This window comes from Oscillibacter sp. KLE 1745, assembly GCF_000469445.2.
Classification (GTDB): Bacteria; Bacillota; Clostridia; order Oscillospirales; family Oscillospiraceae; genus Oscillibacter; species Oscillibacter welbionis.
The window spans coordinates 1-17,085 of the sequence record NZ_KI271694.1 but is presented as its reverse complement, the minus strand read 5'-3'; the positions used below and the strand labels follow the sequence as shown (position 1 = coordinate 17,085).

Sequence of the window (17,085 nt, the reverse complement as noted above, 5' to 3'; positions counted from 1 at the left end):
CGTGCGTGAAAAAGGGGCCTGCGCTCATACCTGTTCCCGCTCTGCTGTGTGCTGTTATGTCGGGAAGGTACTGGCTCGGTATTCCGCCTGCCTCGTGACTTCTGCCTGTGACGTTTCTGTTCTGTGTCCGCCTGAAAGCGGAACGGCACATGTCAGGCTGAAACTATGCCGCATCGATCAAAGAAAGGTGCTCCTCAGCACAAAAAACCATGTGTACAGTGAGAGGATTGTAAAAGCACCAGGGATAGATCTTTTGCGGGATACCGTTTCGGCCTTCCGTCCAAAAGCTGCCCGACTGTTTGGAGCCGGGGACCCGGATATCCAGACAGCTTTTAAAATGATCCTAAATGGGTTCATGATTATCCCCGGGCTGGGCTGAACACATGAAACGGGACTGGTTTGCCGCATGTTTTGCACGGGAAAATCAGATTGTTCCCCGCCTCACACTGCCAAAAGGCAATGAAAATCAAATATAATTTGTCATAAATCTGCCATCAGGGAGGCACAAATCCCAAACTGCAAAATTGTATACCTTCACAGGTATCCGCCGTTCAAAACATACTGTCGAAACTGCCGTACCGCTGGCGGCAGGTAGATCTTATCATTGCTGACCAGATAAAAATTCCGCTCCAGCACAGGGCGACTAATCTGCAGGATCTTCACATCCAGACGTAGCAGCATCTCCATATAAGGAACCACGGAGATCCCAAAGCCATGCGCCACTAAGCCGGCAATTACTTGGTCTTCTTCCGTCTCATAGGCGATTTTCGGGGTGCCGCCGATCTGGGCAAACAGGCCGTCCACAACGTCCCGCATTCCGGAGCTCTTGGAAAAATAGACCTGCGGGTAAGAGAGGGTATCCGCCAAATCTACCGTATGGAATTCTGCCAGGGGATGACTACGTGGGACGATCAGGACCACATCCTGACGGCCCGCAGGAACGGCTGTGAGTTGAAGCGCCGCCGGAGGCTGGGAGCAGAACGCCAGGTCGAATTGCTTTTCCAGCAGTCCCTCCAGAAGCTGCTGGGTAACCCCTGTATGGAAAGTGAAGCGGAGATTCCAACCGGGATTTTCCCGCAGGTAGCGGGCGACCAGTCCCGGGACAAAATCTACGCCCAGCGTCCGGAGCAGTCCCAGGCGGATCAAGCCCTCGCCCCGGGCCACTCGCTGCAGAGCGCCCACTCCTTCATCCAAGGTTGTCAATGTCTACTGTGCACAAAGAAGGAACTGCTTCCCAAACCGGGTCAATGTGGTAGTCCGCCCGGCCCGTTCAAACAGCGGCACACCCAACTCTGTCTCCAACTAGGTAATGGCATGGCTCAAGCTGGGTTGTGTGATGTAGAGCTGCTCTGCCGCGCGGGTGAAATGACGGGTATGCGCCAGCTCGACGAAGTAGCGGAGGTGCAGCAGATTCATGAAAGATCCCCCCTATGGTTTGCAGGCTCACTATACCACAAACGATAGAAAGTTTCTATAAATTTATACAAAATAATTGATTTGTTAATTTCTTATCATTAAAATGCAGTGATGGTAACCGAACTGACAATACACACGGTAGGACACCCGGCACGTGCTCGCCCGGTACTACAAATTCCGGTGGGAAGTGGATGTGCCATGGAGGACTTCGATAAGCGCCTGACTGTCCGGGGCGGGGTCGCGCTGCTGGCTGCACTGGTAATCAACAGATTCGGCGTAGTACTGATGCGGTACTCCGGCTCCGGCATTCCGGCAATCTCCAGCATGCCATATGCCCTGACTGCCGTATGTCCGGCGCGCTCCATGGGGACGTAGACCTATCTCTTCCAGGGGGCTGATGCTGAACCTGATGCTGCTGCGCAAGCGGTTCGTGCCGGCTTATCTCCTCAGTCTCGCGGTGGGATTCTGCTTTGGGGAGCTGCTGGAGTTTGGGATTGGCGTCCTGCCCAAGACGTTGCCCTTTCGGGTGGCGTATTTTGCCGTGAGTTATCTGGTGATTTGCTTTGGCGTAGCCCTTTTCAACCACTGTAAAATACTGTTTGTTCCAACAGAGCTGTTCCTACGGGAAGTCTCGGCCATCACAGGTGTGACCTATGCGCGGATCAAGGTGCCTTTCGATCTGAGGTGCCTGGTCGTCACCGCACTGCTGGCAGGCATTTGGGGAGTATTTTGGATGGCTTGGGGGGCCGGAACCGTTCTGGCGGCTCTGATCAAGGAAAAGGTGATCGGGCAGATGAACCGTTTCTTGGACCAGAAAGCAGCATTCAAATCCCTGCTGGAGAAATACGCATAAATGGCACGCCCTATGGCAGAAAGAGAGGAACTTGCTTTGCACATTTCAGGAACCACGGCCATGCTGGGGCTCATCGGAACGCCGGTGGAGCACTCCCAGTCCCCGGCCATGTATAAACACTGCTTTCAGGAATTTGGATTGAACTGGGCTTATCTGGCTTTTGACATCCCGGCGGCCCGGGCCGCCGGCTGCAAAACCTGCGACGGGCTGGGGATGCTCCTCTGCCAGGAGGCGGCGTTCCGCCTTTACAGCGGCCTGGAGATGGCGGTGGAGGAGATGCGGGCGCTGCTCTACACCTGAAGAAAGGAAGAACCGACATGAACCAGACTGTGGACTCCAGAAAATACTACCCCACAGCACTGGTCCTGTACATCACCTATTTTGTCCTGGGCATCACCGCCTCCATCATGGGCCAGTACAAGCAGGACTTCGCCGCCATGTGGGATGCCGCCGTCCTGACGGACGGCAGCTACGATGTCTCCGGCGTGGTGGCGGTGATCGCTGCCATCGGCCTGGGCTGGCTCATCGCCTTTCCGGTGGCCGGGCCCCTGTCCGACCGGCTGGGCCGCCGCCTCTCCGCCCTGGTCGGCTACGCCCTATACGCCGTGTTTTTGCTGGCGGTGACGTTTTCCCCCAACTTGTATGTGGGTTACGCCCTGGCCATTGTCAGTGGCATGGCCAACTCCTTCCTGGACACTAGCATCACCCCCTCCTGCATGGAGATTTTCAAGGAGAAGGGCACCATTGCCAACATCTTCACCGGGCTCTCTATCTCCATCGCCCGGTTCCTGCTCCCCTTTGTCATCAGCTTCGTGGCGGTGCGGAAGCTGCCCTTCCGCACTATCTTCCTGGCCACTGCGGCGCTGATCATCGTGGACGGTGTCTTCCTGGCGTTCCTGCCCTTCCTGTCCTTTGAGTGGACTGTGAAGGCCAAGGACGCCCCCAAGGAGCGGATGCAGTTCACCACCTCCGCCGTGGTGCTGGTGTGCCTGGGATTCACCACCTCCACCACCTTTATGCTGTGGATCAACTGCAATCAGGAGTTGGGGGCCCTCTACGGCCTCACTGATCCCAGCCGCATTCAGTCCTTCTATTCCGTGGGGATCGTCCTGGCGCTCTTTGCCAGCGCGACCCTGCTGAAGCGGAACGTGGAACCCGCCAAGACCCTGGTGGCCTATCCCACCGTGGCCCTGGCGACGCTGGTGGCCATTTACCTGGTCCAGGAGCCCGTCATGTGTCTGGCCGGCAGCTTTCTGCTGGGGTTCTTCGCCGCCGGTGGCGTGTTGCAGCTGGGGACGGCGGTGGCCAATGAGATGTTCCCCAAGAAGAGGGGCGTCATCACCCCCGTCGTCATGATCGCCTCCAGCGTGGCCAACTATCTGGTGGTCAGCGTGGCGGGCGTCCTCACTCGAATCGGCGGTATCGAGAGCCCCCAGCTAGTGCTGCTGTTCAACATGGCGGTGATGTTGAACGGCATCCTGCTAGCCCTGTACCTCAATGTCAGCCTGAAGCGGGAGCGGCCCGGCGCTGTGGAGGCCGCAGCGGCTATGGAGGCCCAGAGATGAACAACCTGTTTCTGATTGGCTTCATGGGTGCGGGCAAGTCCTCTGTCTCCGCCGGACTGGGCCGGATGCTGGGCCGGGAGAGCCTTGAAATGGACCAGGGCATCGCCGCCCTGATGGAACAGCGCCGCCCCAAGTACGAGGCCGCGGCGGACATCACCGTAGACACGTCCCATCTGAGCATCGAAGAGGTCTGCCGCCAGGTGCTGCGGCGGGTGCCGGAACGATAAAGAATCATAAGGAGGAACTATTCATGTCTCAGAACGATCCCATCACCATCAACTCCTGGACACTGGGGGACCAGTGCGCTTTTGAGGAGCGTATCGCCGCCGCCAATGCTGCCGGCTTCGAGGGCATCGGCCTCCGGGCGGAGACCTATGTGGACGCCTTGAACGAGGGGGCTCTTTGATCAAGATCTTCTGGATATTCTGGGCAAGTACGGCATGAAGGTCACGGAGGTGGAGTACATCGTCCAGTGGGCGGGGGAGCACCGCTCCTATGAGCAGAAGTACAAGGAGCAGATCTGCTTCCACATGTGCGGACTCTTCGGGATGGACAGCATCAACTGCGGCCTGATGGAGAACTACTCTGTGGAGCACACGGCCCAGAGGCTCCGGGAGCTGTGCTATCGGGCGGGGAAGTACACCATCGGCGTGGAGCCCATGCCTTACAGCGGCCTACCGGATGTGAAGAAGGCCTGGGCCGTGGTGCAGGCCGCCGGCTGCGACAACGCTAAGCTGCTGCTGGACTCCTGGCACTGCGTCCGGGCGGATCAGCCCCTGGACCTGTCGGTCCTGGAGGGTCTCCCGGCGGAGAAGATCGTCTCCACCTAGATCAACGACGTGCAGGCCCATCCCTATGCCAAGAGCATCCTGCGGGACGAGTCCATGCACGACCGGATGCTCCCCGGCACTGGTTGCGGCAACACCGCCGGCTTTGTAAGGCTGATCCGGGACAAGGGCGTCCGGCCCGCCGTGGTGGGCGTGGAGGTCATCAGCGACGAGATCCTGAGCCGGGGCGTGGCCCAGGCCGCAAAGGACAACTATGAAGCCGCCCGGGCCGTGCTGGAACAGATCTGGCCCGAGGTGCTGGAAAGATAAAGGAGGAAACGAACGATGGAGAGCAGAATTTCCGGACACACCAAGCTCTATTGCTTGATCGGCTCCCCGGTGGGCCACTCCGGCTCCCCGGCCATATACAATTATCTCCAAGATAGAGTTCTTCCTGTGTTCAGTGTAGCAACAAGTACGGTGTTTTACGACTGAAAATATGGGAGATTTGCAGACTTCATAGCCGATAGCGCCTTTTATCGGACGGTAGCTTCTACTATTAACATTACGTTATTATTAAATCGTGCTTTCCCCACCACAAGGACAAGGGAAATGTATAAAAAATAAGGCATTTTACCGCTTTGTGATCTTTCCGGCTATAAAGATTTCCGGTCATGCTGTCTACGGTTTCCGGGATAAATGCGGTTCCCCTTTACTGTGACGAATTATTTTTGTTTTTTATGTCCCAATTCGACTTTGTGTTCCCGGCCATAAGCTGACGAATATTATGTGAATACTGCCTATAAACATACAGATGCGCTCAGAAATGGGTGCGTCTATTATTTTAAGCAGATTAGATAATTCAAGTATCTATTTATTGTGCATATACAAAATTGAAATATCAAATATTTTTTGATAGCAAAGATATATATGACGTTCCAAGGAGAGAGAACTACGTTATATTTTCCACCTAAACATCCCATATATTAAGTGATACATCTCCAATTAGGCAGAGAAAACCACAATGATACGTTTGGATAAAAGGGGTTGAACTTAAAAAGTTCAATCTACTTTGAAAGGACGTATACATCATGCGTAAGCCTATGGACATTGACTTTGAGCGTTGCGCTTCTGGCATTGAGTTTGAGGAATGGGTTAAAGAACTGCTTGTCAGCTTCGGATGAAGGCAGAGCGTGTAGGTAAGAACGACTGTGGTATAGATATCATAGCTATAGCCGCAGTAAATAAGAACACGACCAAGCGGTTTTATATTCAATGCAAGTACTACAACAAGCCTCTTGGGAAAGGACCAATCCAAGAGATATTTGCTGGGACAGCGCATCACAAGGACTATGGGGAGCCAGTCGTTATCACAAACAACTATGTAACCTTTGAGGCTCGCAGGTACGCAAAGGACTTAGCAGTTGAAATCATAGCGGCCCCAGAGTGGGAAGAATTTAAGCGCATCAATATAGAGAGGAGGATAGACAATCCAAATCAGCACAAGGGGCTGTTTGGTATCATGGTGGCATCACTGCTAAATGATGCAGGATATTTGAAAAAAGCATTACTAGATGAGAGTGAAGAAAAGGCAAAGAGCAAAAACGAACTTCGGCTTCAAATCATCTCAGAATTTGGTGAAGCGGAGGAGTGTGTAAAGGAGGCGGCATATCTACAACAAAGAGCGGCACAATTCCAGCAGAGGGCGCTTGACATTCAAAAGCGGGCGTTGTTGAGGAACATCATCTACGATTGAAGGGCAAGCGCCGAAGATGGAGCAGGCGCAAAAAATTCCATAGAATGGGGTGGCCTACGTATGTCCGACTTTTTCTCAGACATAATGAAGAACGGCGCCCTGGATAGTTTGACAGCAGACCAACTGGATGAACTGATACTTCGGGCGCAGGCAATAAGGTCGGAACAACAAAATGACAGGAATGAGAAAAGTATCAATGCGTGTCCACATTGTGGGAGTATTTCCGTCAAAAAACACGGAACCACCTCGAAAGGCAGTATCCGCATGATATGCAAGGACTGCGGAAAGACATTCAGCATATCAGAGAACCCAAACACCAGACTAACCCGAAGTCAGTTATCCGCCTTGTTTACGGGTATCATTGAGAATATCCCGATTCGCCAGCTTGCGGAGAGGATGGGTGTCAGCAGATCAACAGCACACAGGCACAAAATCCAGATTGGGGACATCCTATACCAGAGGATGGCTGAGAATTTGGGTGCATTAGATGCGAGGGGCAAGCCAGCCTTTACCTTTGAGGGCATTATACAATGTGATGAATGGTACTGTCCGGTATCGTTCAAGGGAAAGCGGGACCCAGCCTTTTTCATTTGGAAACTCCGCAGATTTCCCCGGCACAATATGACCATGCAGGAACAGAACGAATATTTGGTGAGGCATGGTTTATGGGAGCAGGTCACAGCAATTCCCGGATACTTACAAGAACTTCGTGACAATACCAAGACCTATAAGCGGGGTATCAGCAACGAACAGGTCTGTATCGTGGTAGTGGTAGACGATGAACAGCAGATAATCGCCAAGCCGGTATCCGTAGGCAGACTGGAAACAGGCGACGCAAAGAAGTTATTAAGCGGCAGGTTGAGCGGTAATACAACACTTGTCACAGACAGCCATGGGGCCTATCCGACTTTGGCAAAGCAGGAGCGTGTACGCCATGTGCAGATACCGTCTGGCGAACATTCCAATGGCCCATTTAACCTCGGAGCAGTCAACGGAATACACTCACAGATAGAAAAAATGCTTCCAGAGAGTGCAGAGCGGTTACCAGCAACAAAATACCTCAACCAATACATGGCATTGTTTATCTGGCTATGGCAACATAAGGGGCTTTCCCTTGCAGACAAAGAACTATTGCTTAAGCGAACCATAGCGGACGGCTCCCAATATGCAGAGAACTACGATAAAATCAAAGTCAGGCCATTAGACATCAATACTAAGGGTGAGTTCCCACAGGTAGTATAAAAGGCAACCAGCAATAGGACTATCGTTCATAACTGGATGGTAGTCCTATTTATATATACTGTAGTGATAACAATATGGTATTATTGGATAGAAAAAGTTTGAAAAAATGTGTGAGATTTGAGTTCAAAAGTTGTGTATATAGGTGAAAAGGTAAATAAGGAAGTGAGGTGAAAACCGATGGATGATGCACAGATAGTCCAGTTATACTGGGATAGAAACGAGCAGGCTATCCATGCCACATCTGACAAATACGGGAACTATTGTGCCTCGATTGCTAAGAACATACTGGGCAATCAGGAAGATGCCGAAGAATGTGTCAACGATACTTACTTAAACGCATGGAACGCCATGCCGCCTCACAGGCCAAGCATTCTGTCCACATTCCTTGGAAAAATTACAAGAAACCTGTCGTTTAACAGGTATAAACACAATACTTCCGATAAACGTGGTGGTGGAGAATTGCCTGTGGTCTTGGAGGAACTTTCTGGCTTGGTATCTGGCAAGGATGATGTTGAACAGGCATTTGACCAAAAGGAACTCACGAAAGCCATTGATACATTTTTGGATAGTCTATCGCCAAAGAAAAGAAGCATTTTTATCAGCCGATATTGGTACACCGACAGCATTTCAGAAATTGCTGTCCGACACAGTATGAATGATGGAGCAGTATCAATGACCTTGAACCGCCCCCGCCTAAAACTACACAACTACCTTTTAGAAAGGGGCTTTGAACTATGACGAATGAAAAACTGTATGAAGTCCTCGGTGATATCAATGAGAAGCATATCAACGAGGCAAGGGCGGATCACAAAGCAAAGAAGCCCAGCTGGATGAAATGGGGAACTATGGCAGCTTGCTTATGCCTTATCGTAGCGGGGGCATTTACACTTCCCCATTTCATTGGAAACGATATCCCCAGCACACCACCCGTTGTCGAAGAAAATGCTTACGGGTTTACAATGGAAGGAAGCGATGTTCTCTATCTTCCGATTTCTTTTTCTCAACGAAAGACTTTCGGACTTATAGACGAAAATGCAACAGGTTTGACCGATGAAAACACATATCAGATTACCGATGATGATTTAGGCGACATTATGGGTATTGTCGGCGATAGCCAAGACGAAAGCATAATTGGAGAAACTATTTATCATTTTATAAAATTCCCGTCAGATGATGCTATTTGCATTGTAAAGGTAAATGGAATATATCAATTTTATGTGAAAGAGGGTGTGGCAGGAATTGAGGGAACTAACAATCCCGATATAAACATTGACGCGCCTGTTGATGAAAACACCTACCATGAGGTAGAGCCTAATACCCCCGCCGAAAATGAAACAGGACATTATGATATTAAACCAGAAGAAAATCAACAGACGCAGAGCGAAGAAGCAATAACAGAAACAAATACCCCGACTTCTCCGGCAACAGAAACATTCAATGAAGTTATCACATTAGAATATATTACCGAATTACAAGCTAAAGTCAGCACAGCTATGAGTAATGGGGATTTACCATTTGTTTCTTATTCTGCTGTCTATGAAAATCCATATCGGCTTCATATTATTGTATCATCAAACGCAAAAAATGATTTGGACAAGTTAAAAGCCTTTGATACGATTGGTGGAGCTTTAGAAATTGAGTATGACGCAAACCCCATTTCCGTAGAAGATGTTTTAACAGAATAAGAAAGAAGAAATTTACCCCAAGGGACAGCCGAGAAAACCGACTGTCCCTTTCTATGCCGACAGGCAGAAAGAAACGACCAGTCATGACGAAACCGAGAGAAAACCTGCAAGGAATTGACTTTCAAGACTTGAGGTAGCGCATCATATGCCCAGATGAATATTTCTACATCGGCTTCTAGATTTTAGTCTCTGGGAACACAAAAGGGAATTGGGAGTTTTTTATTATGGAGTGATTGTAATTATCAAAGCAGAAAGAAGACTGCCGGAAAATGACCGGTCCGAGAATATATACAGATTTCTATATGAAAAGTGACGGATATTTGATATAGTCATCCCAAGGCGGCATCACTAGGTGAAGCTAGACATGGAACGACAGAACCTTAAGCGAGAGTGCTCCAAAGGGCTGGCGTGATGCGGCAGCCGCAGAAATTTGATCTACTGGAGGATGACCATGAAAAAATCGCATTATGAGAAGCAGGTTCTGGGGTATCCCATCTGTATTGATTTGCAGCCGCTTGGAAAGGACTTGCTCGTGCAGATCACCGGCGGCTGTGCGCCGCATATCGGCAGCATAAGCGTTGGCTATTGGGAGAAAGGTCGCAGCCATCTGAAAACTATTTTACTTCCGGAGCATCGGGATGACATTGTGGGGGATGAGTTCGCAAAAACACTGTCCGAACATCTTCACATAGCGGTCACGGTGATCTGCGGTATCCACTACGAAGCTCCTGGAAAGGATGGACTTGCGGAGATCGTGGCCTGCACAGAAAGGCTTTTGCAGGATATTTTGACAGAAACAAAGTGAAAGTAAGGTGCATGCCGGACACACAAAACGCCCGGTATGCACCATATTTTTTCCTCGCGCTTTTTGACATCATCTAAATAAAGTTCCGTTTCGTAATCCGTCCACTGAAGCAGAAATCCACTACTTGCGGACAAAGAGGCAGAATAATCACTTAAATATGTGCAAAAATGCAGATTGTTTTATGACATTTGTATAATCGAAATTAGGCAGGATTGTAGCAATGATAGAATTCTTCTGAAAATTCCTTTTGTCTCGCTTTTTCGACAAACCCTACCACAAAGAAAGCTTCCAGAATGGTATATTTTCCACATGGAGCAATAGCATCGCGATGGCGGAATACCGCAACTCCAGCTCCCAACGAATGCGCAGCCGTTGAGAGAACCAAAGGCCAAACGATTTTTCACGTGTGTGGGAAAAGAAAAAGGAGAGTTTTGTATGGATAACTCGGCGTTTGGAAAAGACAAAATCAAAAAGCTCATTTACTTGCTTCTGATTTTCGGTGCCTTTGCGGTTCTGCACAACTTTGTGCCGCAGGGGCTGGACCAAGCGGGCTGGGATGGGTTCTTGGTCCTCTTTGTCGCTGTATTTCTGTGGCTGACGGAAGCCGTTCCAATGGCGGTTACCGCTATCTTTGTCCTCTTCTTCGGCGCATGGGTCGGATTTGCGGCAGAAGAAGAGATTCTGGCCGGCTTCTCCGGAACTGGTACCTTTTTCCTGCTGGGCGCTATGATCATTGGCCAGATCTTCGCAAAAGTCGGCCTCGGCAAACGTCTCTCCCTGTATGTCCTGCCCATGTTGGGCAACAAGTCGAAGATGGTCCTGCTCAGCGTAATGCTGGGGACCTGCATCATCTCAATGTTTCTGGCGGACATCCCCACGGCGCTAATCTTCTTTGGTCTGTGCACGCCTCTGCTGGAGAAGAATGGCTGCGAGCCTGGCAAGTCCAACTATGGCAAGGCTATGATGCTGGGCATTCCTGTGGCTGCCGCTCTGGGTGGTATCGGCACTCCTGCTGGCAGTGGCATGAATGCTGTGACTATGTCTCTGCTCAAGAGCATCTGCGGTGTGGAGATATCTTTTGTACAGTGGTCCATAGTGGGCGTACCCGTGGCAATTGCCAGCACCATTGTGGCCTGGCTGTTCTTCTGCACCATCTTCAAGCCTGAGATGGACGTAGTGAAGGGTCTGGACTCTCTAAAGGAAGACCGCAAGAACATCGGTCCCCTGCGCGGCGATGAACTGAAGTTTGCTATTGTCTTTTCCGTTATGATCGTTATGTGGTTCATCCCCAAGTACACCGGTATCGACATGTACATGACTGCGTGGGCCGGCATCTTCGTAATGTCCATGCCTGGTATGAACATGGTGGATTGGAAGGAAGTCAACAGCAAAGTCGACTGGTCTGCATTCATGATCTGCGGCACCGCCACCGCTTTGGCCACCATGGTTGCCAACTTGGGTACCGGTGAGTGGCTCAGCGGCATCCTGGCGGATCTGTTCCTGAGCAAGGTTGCCGGAATGGGTATTCTAATCCTGCTGCTGGTCATCAACTTGATGATGATGGTCGGACACTATCCCATGCCTCAGGGCGTTTCCCTGGCTGGCCTGTGCCTGCCCGTGGTTGGCGCACTGGCGCTGAATCTGGGCCTGAATCCCATCGTGGTGTGCCTGCCCGTCTGCATGTCCACTAGCATGCTGCTCCTGGTCCCCATTGATCCTACCTGCTACACGACCTATTCCGGCGGTTTCTGGAAGATCAAGGATATGATGGGCACCGGCATCGTCATTACCATCGGCTATGTCCTCATCAACTCGGTCTGGACTGCGCTGATTGCAAGCGTGGGTCTGCTGGGATAATTTCCATACATCCAGGATACCATCTGCAGGCCCCAATATGAAAAATCGTATGGAGGTAGTGCAATGTATCAGATGGATGAAACTGATTATGAGATCCTGGAAATTTTAAAGGGCGACGGGCGATGCTCTTATTCGGACATTGCCGAGCAGGTCCATTTGTCCCGCGTAGCAGTCCGGGAACGGATCAACAACATGAAGGAGGGCGGCGTGATCCGCGGTTTTACTGTGGTAATCGATGCCAAAGCTTATCAAAAGCTGGCCGGTGTATTCATGGATATTGAAGTGGAACCCGGCAAGATGGATTCCGTGGCCCATCAAGTGGCTGCACAGGAAGAAGTAGCGGTGGTCTCTCAGCATACCGGAACGACGGGGCTGCATGTACATGCCTATATCGACAGCCCTGAAAAAGTAGCCAGTTATCTGGAAGAACGGATCTACAGCATCGACGGTGTCAAAAATGTGCAGACACAGCTTTTGATCCGTCAGTACAAAACGAATTCCTACCTAGCGCGTTACCAGGAGTGACGTGTTGAGCGGTGACAAATTTATAAGGAGGAAACCTTAGTATGTGGGAATTTAAATTCTATTCTCGCGGCGGTCAGGGTGCGGTCACGGCGGCCAAAATCCTGATTAACGCTGCAATCATAGAGGGAAAGTTCGGCCAAGCCATCCCCTCTTACGGCCAGGAACGCAAGGGCGCCCCTGTGTATACCTACGCTCGGATTGCTGACGACCCAATCAACGTTAAATCCTACGTCTACCGCCCAAACTGTGTAATCTGCTTCGATACCAGTCTGAAGGATCTGGATATCGACATCACAGAGGGCGTCCGCCCAGGTTCCACCCTGGTGGTGAATACCGATGAGGTCGATTACGTCAATAGTTCCTTTGAGAATGTGGCCAAGATTGACGCCAACAAGATCACCCACGAGATGCTGGGTGAGGTCCCCCCTAATGTCGCGATGTTGGGTGCCCTGGCCAAGGCCACGGGCTGTGTTTCCCTGGACAGCCTCATGCAGGCTGTGAAACTGAAAATTCCCGGAAAGGCTGGTGAACTAAATGCAAAAACTTGTGCAGCAGCGTATGAAAATGCTTGAGACTCTCCCTAAGATCCTGGGTCCCGTCTCTGTAAAGATCTCTGATGTTCACACTGGTGCCTGGCGGTATCGCCGGCCTGTCATCATTGATGACACCTGCATCCACTGTGGTATCTGTGCGGAATACTGCCCCTGCGGCGTGATCGAGAAGCAATCGGACAAAATGGTCATCAACTATACTTACTGCAAAGGGTGCGGCATCTGCACCGTGGAGTGCCCCAAGAAAGCCATCGACTTTGTCTTGGAAGCAGACTGCGAAAAGGAAGGGATGTAACGATGGGAACAATCAAGGCATTAGACGGTAACGCAGCAATCGCTTACGGCGTTATGCGTTCCAAAGTACAGTTGGTCGCAGCGTACCCCATCACCCCGCAGACCCCCATCGTGGAGACCATCTCCTCTCTGATCGATACGAAGCAGTATGATGCCACCTACATCACGGTGGAGTCCGAGCACTCCGCTCTGAGCGCCGTCATCGGCGCTGCCTCTACCGGCGTGCGAACTTTCACCGCCAGTGCCTCTCACGGCCTGGCTCTGATGCATGAGGTCACCGGCGTGACCTCTGCCTCCCGCCTGCCAGTGGTCATGGCCGTCGTCAGCCGTGCCATCCCCGGCCCCATGTGCCTGTGGTGCGATCATTCCGATATCATGACCCAGCGCGATCAGGGATGGATCCAGCTATTCGCCCAGAGTCCCCAGGAGGCCCTGGACATGACGATGATCGCCTACCGCACCAGCGAGGATGCGCGTGTTCTGATCCCCACTATGGTGGATATCGACGGATTCTTTTGCTCGCATCTGACCGAGCCGGTCAATGTTCCCACTGTTGAGGAAGCTGAGCAGTTCATTCAAGAGTTCAAGCCCGTCAACGCATGGCTAGATACCGACCGCCCTTACGCCATTGACAACCTGACCTCTCCCGCCATCTTTACGGAAATCAAGAAGTCTCAGGATCTGGGTATGCGCGCCGCTGCCGGCGTTCTGGACGAGCGTTTTGAGGAGTTCAGTAAGATTTTCGGCCGCAAGTACAGCCGCGTCATGTGCGATGGCACCGAGGGTGCAGATACTGTGGTGGTCTGCATGGGTTCTATGTCCGGTACTGTCCAACATGTGGTCCATCAGCTGCGCGCTGAGGGCAAGAAGGTCGGTATCGCCCGTGTGGTGGCCTTCCGTCCTTTTCCCCAGAAGGACCTAGCCAAAGCCCTGAAGGGTGCCAAGAATGTGGTCGTCATCGACCGCGTCTCTGCCATGGGTTCCATGGGGCCCCTATACGAGGAGACGCTGGCCAGCCTGAAGTTGAGCGGAAACAATGCCAACGCTTACAGCTTCGTCGCCGGTCTAGGCGGCCGCGACATCTGGGAGCAGACGGTGGAAGATGTGTTCGCCAAGGCGGAAGAGCTAGGTGCGAAGAACGCTACCTGTGATGAACCCATCTGGATCGATTTGAAAGAAAGTGAGGTGCACAGCAATGGCTGAACTGGATCTGCTGAGTAAAGGCCTGACTACCTGCCAAGGCTGTCCCATGGAACTCGTTGGCCGTGCGGCACTGGAGGTTCTGGGTCCTAAGACTATCACGATGACACCTCCTAGTTGCTCTGCCATTCTGACAGGCAGCGGCGATGAGACTGGCTGGGGCATTCCCTCCGTTCAGACTGTCCTTATGAGCCTGCCCGCCTTTGCCTCCGGCGTCTCTGAAGCCCTGAAGATCCAGGGCAAGAACGATGTCACGGTCATGGGCTTCGCCGGTGACGGCGGCACCTTCGACATCGGCTTCCAAGCGTTGTCCGGTGCCATCGAGCGCGGTCACAAGGCGGTCTTCATCTGCTACAACAACGAGGCATACATGAATACCGGCAACCAGCGCTCCAGCGCTACCACGCTGGGGGCCTCCACCAAAACCACCCCCACCGGAAAGAAAGAAGTCAGCAAGAACATCGACTTCATGCTCCTACACACGCCTCTGGCCTATCAAGCCACTGCCTCTGTGGGCAACATCAGGGACTTCAAGCGCAAGCTGGCGAAGGCCGCTACCAAAGACGGTCCCTGCTTCATCCATGTGCTGACACCCTGCCCCTCCGGCTGGAAGTTCCCCACTGACCAGACCATCCAGATCGCAAAACTGGCGGCCAAGTGCGGTATGTGGCTGCAGTTTGAGCGGGAGGACGGCAAGATTACCATCAACCAGAAGCCCACTAATTTTGACCTGATCCCCGAGTATCTTGGAAAGCAGAAGCGCTTCAACCGCATTGACGATGAGATTCGTGAACGGATCATTGCTGAGGCAAAATCCCGCTACGAAACCCTGCAGCGTCTGGCGGAGCTGAACTGCCTGTAATCACACACTTTGGGCACAGGGTACTGCTCCGTATTTACCTCCTGGAACAGTATCCTGTGCTTTTTTATCAACTCTTAAATAAGGAGCATCTCTATGGCGAAAATTATTTCAATTTCCGAGGCCGTGGATCTGATCCACGATGGTATGACCGTTGGCGTCAGCGGCTTTGGCGCATTTGCCTCTCCAGACAGCATTCTGGAGGGAATTGGCAAGAAATTTCGGAAGCAGAATACTCCCAAAAAACTGACTATCGTCTCCGGCGTCGCCCCTGGCGACTTCGTAGAGGACGGCTGCGGCATGTCCAAGATCAAGGATGACGGCATCATCGATACCCTGATTGCGTCCCACCTACGGATGTCTCCCCCCATTGGCCGGGCAGTCAGCGAGAACAAGATCGCGGCCTACACCATGCCCCTCGGCGTCTATGGCCAGTTGATGGCCGCCATCGGCGGCAAACGACCTGGCATCCTGACCCATGTGGGCCTGTACACTTATGCCGACCCCCGGCAGGAGGGCTGTAAGATTAATGACCGCGCCAAGGAGCAGGGCCGCGAAATTGTAGAATTGGTGAAAGTGGATGGGAAGGACTACCTGTTTTACAAGGCTTTTCACATTGACGCCTGCATTCTCCACGCCAGCTATGCCGATGAGTTGGGCAATATTTCCCTGCAGGATGAGCCCATCCGCGGTGAGCTGCTAGAGCTGGCTGCTGCCGTACACAACAACGGCGGCACGGTAATCGTAGAAGTAAAGAATATTGTGAAAGCTGGCTCTCTGGATCCCCGCCAGGTGCTGATCCACAAGTCCTATGTAGACTATTTGGTGAAGACGGAGAAGGAGGACAACATAGCTCTGGCCTACAGCCCCTCCCTCATCGGCGATATCCGTGTTCCTACTGAGGGAAGCGTAAAGCCCCTGGCGCTGTCCTACAAGAAGGTGATTACCCGCCGCGCAGTGATGGAGCTGCAGAAGGGCTCTCTGGTGAACCTCGGCATCGGTATTCCCGCCGGCGTGGCCAATGTAGCCAACGAGGAGGGACTCAGCGAGCAGGTGACGCTGTCTCTGGAGACTGGCATCTATGGAGGCGTACCTCTGGACGGTCCCCTGTTCGGCGCCTCTGTGAACCCAGACTCCATTACCCGCTCATCCGATATGTTCACTACCTACGACGGCGGCGGCCTGGATATGACCGTGCTGGGCGGTGCGGAGATCGACCCCTGCGGCAACGTGAACGTGTCCAAGTTCTCCGGCCGCTGCGTGGGTCCCGGAGGCTTTATCAACATCTCCCAGAACACGCCGAAGGTCTGCTTCGCTTTCTCCTTCACCTCCGGTAAGCAGGATATCGCCGTGGAGGATGGCAAACTGGTTGTCCGGCAGGATGGCAGCGGCGTGAAGTTCAAGAAGGCTGTGGAGCAGATCACCTTCTCCTCTATCTACGCTCAGGAGACGAATCAGACTGTGCTATTCATTACAGAGCGTGCAGTGTTCCGCCTGCTGAACGGGAAGGTGACCCTGACGGAGATTGCCCCGGGCGTGGATCTGCAGAAGCACATCCTGGATAAAATGGAGTTCAAACCGGAGATTGCCCCTGACCTGAAACTAATGGACATGCGCCTTTTTCGTGAGAAAAAGATGGGGCTGTCCTTCTGAAAACATCAGACCCGTTCCCGGGGAAGACCAGCTATAAAAAGTCAAGAGGAAAATGAA

General features: G+C 52.2%; 22 protein-coding genes and 1 pseudogene. 21 read left to right on the top strand and 2 right to left on the bottom strand.

Annotation, left to right across the window (positions count from 1 at the left end):
- Positions 1-534 precede the first annotated feature (534 nt).
- Entirely contained in the window at positions 535-1,194 is a 660-nt protein-coding gene (locus HMPREF1546_RS03885; protein ID WP_349133628.1) for a LysR substrate-binding domain-containing protein, read from the bottom strand.
- Positions 1,195-1,302: 108 nt separating this feature from the next.
- Positions 1,303-1,416, bottom strand: coding sequence for a LysR family transcriptional regulator (locus tag HMPREF1546_RS19850; RefSeq protein WP_021750364.1), 114 nt, complete (start codon positions 1,414-1,416; stop codon positions 1,303-1,305).
- A 111-nt stretch (positions 1,417-1,527) separates the two neighbouring features.
- Between HMPREF1546_RS19850 and HMPREF1546_RS19515 the strand changes: the two genes are divergently transcribed.
- From HMPREF1546_RS19515 to HMPREF1546_RS03800, 21 genes and pseudogenes are all read left to right on the top strand, one after another.
- Positions 1,528-1,791, top strand: coding sequence for a DUF6198 family protein (locus tag HMPREF1546_RS19515; RefSeq protein ID WP_367646051.1), 264 nt, complete (start codon positions 1,528-1,530; stop codon positions 1,789-1,791).
- 22 nt (positions 1,792-1,813) lie between these two features.
- On the top strand, positions 1,814-2,269 hold the full coding sequence (locus HMPREF1546_RS03880; protein WP_021750366.1) for a DUF6198 family protein: 456 nt from the start codon (positions 1,814-1,816) through the stop codon (positions 2,267-2,269).
- Between the two features lie 36 nt (positions 2,270-2,305).
- Positions 2,306-2,569, top strand: a complete 264-nt coding sequence (locus HMPREF1546_RS03875) for a hypothetical protein (RefSeq protein ID WP_301546163.1) — start codon at positions 2,306-2,308, stop codon at positions 2,567-2,569.
- Positions 2,570-2,586: 17 nt separating this feature from the next.
- Positions 2,587-3,834, top strand: a complete 1,248-nt coding sequence (locus tag HMPREF1546_RS03870) for an MFS transporter (RefSeq protein WP_021750368.1) — start codon at positions 2,587-2,589, stop codon at positions 3,832-3,834.
- The gene (locus HMPREF1546_RS03865; protein ID WP_021750369.1) at positions 3,831-4,061 is read left to right on the top strand and encodes a hypothetical protein; all 231 of its coding nucleotides are present in this window, start codon (positions 3,831-3,833) and stop codon (positions 4,059-4,061) included. The genes HMPREF1546_RS03870 and HMPREF1546_RS03865 overlap by 4 nt, the downstream gene beginning before the upstream one ends.
- Positions 4,062-4,084: 23 nt before the next feature.
- On the top strand, positions 4,085-4,240 hold the full coding sequence (locus HMPREF1546_RS19845) for a hypothetical protein (RefSeq protein ID WP_021750370.1): 156 nt from the start codon (positions 4,085-4,087) through the stop codon (positions 4,238-4,240).
- A 34-nt stretch (positions 4,241-4,274) separates the two neighbouring features.
- Positions 4,275-4,664 carry a hypothetical protein gene (locus HMPREF1546_RS19840; RefSeq protein WP_021750371.1) on the top strand — a complete coding sequence of 130 codons (390 nt, stop codon included), beginning with the start codon at positions 4,275-4,277 and terminating at the stop codon, positions 4,662-4,664.
- Positions 4,665-4,673: 9 nt separating this feature from the next.
- Positions 4,674-4,931: a hypothetical protein gene (locus HMPREF1546_RS19835; protein WP_021750372.1), complete on the top strand. Its 258-nt coding sequence runs from the start codon at positions 4,674-4,676 to the stop codon at positions 4,929-4,931.
- Positions 4,932-4,946: 15 nt separating this feature from the next.
- Positions 4,947-5,036 (top strand): annotated as a pseudogene (locus HMPREF1546_RS18680) (shikimate dehydrogenase); the annotation flags it as partial.
- Between the two features lie 745 nt (positions 5,037-5,781).
- A complete protein-coding gene (locus HMPREF1546_RS03855) occupies positions 5,782-6,357 on the top strand; it encodes a restriction endonuclease (protein WP_021750374.1) in 576 nt (191 codons plus the stop codon).
- Between the two features lie 60 nt (positions 6,358-6,417).
- Complete coding sequence (locus HMPREF1546_RS03850; protein ID WP_021750375.1) at positions 6,418-7,599, top strand: IS1595 family transposase; 1,182 nt, start codon at positions 6,418-6,420, stop codon at positions 7,597-7,599.
- A gap of 177 nt (positions 7,600-7,776) precedes the next feature.
- Entirely contained in the window at positions 7,777-8,337 is a 561-nt protein-coding gene (locus HMPREF1546_RS03845; RefSeq protein ID WP_021751704.1) for an RNA polymerase sigma factor, read from the top strand.
- Complete coding sequence (locus HMPREF1546_RS03840) at positions 8,334-9,284, top strand: hypothetical protein (protein ID WP_021750377.1); 951 nt, start codon at positions 8,334-8,336, stop codon at positions 9,282-9,284. The genes HMPREF1546_RS03845 and HMPREF1546_RS03840 overlap by 4 nt, the downstream gene beginning before the upstream one ends.
- Before the next feature lie 451 nt (positions 9,285-9,735).
- Positions 9,736-10,089, top strand: a complete 354-nt coding sequence (locus HMPREF1546_RS03835; protein WP_036630908.1) for a hypothetical protein — start codon at positions 9,736-9,738, stop codon at positions 10,087-10,089.
- 435 nt (positions 10,090-10,524) lie between these two features.
- Positions 10,525-11,946, top strand: a complete 1,422-nt coding sequence (locus HMPREF1546_RS03830; protein ID WP_021750380.1) for a DASS family sodium-coupled anion symporter — start codon at positions 10,525-10,527, stop codon at positions 11,944-11,946.
- Between the two features lie 63 nt (positions 11,947-12,009).
- Entirely contained in the window at positions 12,010-12,471 is a 462-nt protein-coding gene (locus tag HMPREF1546_RS03825; RefSeq protein ID WP_021750381.1) for an Lrp/AsnC family transcriptional regulator, read from the top strand.
- A gap of 41 nt (positions 12,472-12,512) precedes the next feature.
- Positions 12,513-13,043, top strand: coding sequence for a 2-oxoacid:acceptor oxidoreductase family protein (locus HMPREF1546_RS03820; protein WP_021750382.1), 531 nt, complete (start codon positions 12,513-12,515; stop codon positions 13,041-13,043).
- The gene (locus HMPREF1546_RS03815; RefSeq protein WP_021750383.1) at positions 13,036-13,317 is read left to right on the top strand and encodes a 4Fe-4S binding protein; all 282 of its coding nucleotides are present in this window, start codon (positions 13,036-13,038) and stop codon (positions 13,315-13,317) included. The genes HMPREF1546_RS03820 and HMPREF1546_RS03815 overlap by 8 nt, the downstream gene beginning before the upstream one ends.
- Positions 13,318-13,319: 2 nt before the next feature.
- Complete coding sequence (locus tag HMPREF1546_RS03810; RefSeq protein ID WP_021750384.1) at positions 13,320-14,519, top strand: transketolase C-terminal domain-containing protein; 1,200 nt, start codon at positions 13,320-13,322, stop codon at positions 14,517-14,519.
- Complete coding sequence (locus HMPREF1546_RS03805) at positions 14,512-15,378, top strand: thiamine pyrophosphate-dependent enzyme (RefSeq protein WP_021750385.1); 867 nt, start codon at positions 14,512-14,514, stop codon at positions 15,376-15,378. Before HMPREF1546_RS03810 ends, HMPREF1546_RS03805 begins: the two co-directional genes overlap by 8 nt.
- Positions 15,379-15,471: 93 nt before the next feature.
- Positions 15,472-17,028 carry an acyl CoA:acetate/3-ketoacid CoA transferase gene (locus tag HMPREF1546_RS03800; RefSeq protein WP_021750386.1) on the top strand — a complete coding sequence of 519 codons (1,557 nt, stop codon included), beginning with the start codon at positions 15,472-15,474 and terminating at the stop codon, positions 17,026-17,028.
- Positions 17,029-17,085 lie beyond the last annotated feature (57 nt).

Bases quoted from the DNA above. Each gene is read 5' to 3' on its own strand.
- HMPREF1546_RS19850 (WP_021750364.1), bottom strand. From the start codon at position 1,416: ATGAATCTGCTGCACCTCCGCTACTTCGTCGAGCTGGCGCATACCCGT.
- HMPREF1546_RS19515 (WP_367646051.1), top strand. From the start codon at position 1,528: ATGGTAACCGAACTGACAATACACACGGTAGGACACCCGGCACGTGCT.
- HMPREF1546_RS03880 (WP_021750366.1), top strand. From the start codon at position 1,814: ATGCTGAACCTGATGCTGCTGCGCAAGCGGTTCGTGCCGGCTTATCTC.
- HMPREF1546_RS03870 (WP_021750368.1), top strand. From the start codon at position 2,587: ATGAACCAGACTGTGGACTCCAGAAAATACTACCCCACAGCACTGGTC.
- HMPREF1546_RS03865 (WP_021750369.1), top strand. From the start codon at position 3,831: ATGAACAACCTGTTTCTGATTGGCTTCATGGGTGCGGGCAAGTCCTCT.
- HMPREF1546_RS19845 (WP_021750370.1), top strand. From the start codon at position 4,085: ATGTCTCAGAACGATCCCATCACCATCAACTCCTGGACACTGGGGGAC.
- HMPREF1546_RS19840 (WP_021750371.1), top strand. From the start codon at position 4,275: ATGAAGGTCACGGAGGTGGAGTACATCGTCCAGTGGGCGGGGGAGCAC.
- HMPREF1546_RS03855 (WP_021750374.1), top strand. From the start codon at position 5,782: ATGAAGGCAGAGCGTGTAGGTAAGAACGACTGTGGTATAGATATCATA.
- HMPREF1546_RS03850 (WP_021750375.1), top strand. From the start codon at position 6,418: ATGTCCGACTTTTTCTCAGACATAATGAAGAACGGCGCCCTGGATAGT.
- HMPREF1546_RS03845 (WP_021751704.1), top strand. From the start codon at position 7,777: ATGGATGATGCACAGATAGTCCAGTTATACTGGGATAGAAACGAGCAG.
- HMPREF1546_RS03840 (WP_021750377.1), top strand. From the start codon at position 8,334: ATGACGAATGAAAAACTGTATGAAGTCCTCGGTGATATCAATGAGAAG.
- HMPREF1546_RS03835 (WP_036630908.1), top strand. From the start codon at position 9,736: ATGAAAAAATCGCATTATGAGAAGCAGGTTCTGGGGTATCCCATCTGT.
- HMPREF1546_RS03830 (WP_021750380.1), top strand. From the start codon at position 10,525: ATGGATAACTCGGCGTTTGGAAAAGACAAAATCAAAAAGCTCATTTAC.
- HMPREF1546_RS03825 (WP_021750381.1), top strand. From the start codon at position 12,010: ATGTATCAGATGGATGAAACTGATTATGAGATCCTGGAAATTTTAAAG.
- HMPREF1546_RS03820 (WP_021750382.1), top strand. From the start codon at position 12,513: ATGTGGGAATTTAAATTCTATTCTCGCGGCGGTCAGGGTGCGGTCACG.
- HMPREF1546_RS03815 (WP_021750383.1), top strand. From the start codon at position 13,036: ATGCTTGAGACTCTCCCTAAGATCCTGGGTCCCGTCTCTGTAAAGATC.
- HMPREF1546_RS03810 (WP_021750384.1), top strand. From the start codon at position 13,320: ATGGGAACAATCAAGGCATTAGACGGTAACGCAGCAATCGCTTACGGC.
- HMPREF1546_RS03805 (WP_021750385.1), top strand. From the start codon at position 14,512: ATGGCTGAACTGGATCTGCTGAGTAAAGGCCTGACTACCTGCCAAGGC.
- HMPREF1546_RS03800 (WP_021750386.1), top strand. From the start codon at position 15,472: ATGGCGAAAATTATTTCAATTTCCGAGGCCGTGGATCTGATCCACGAT.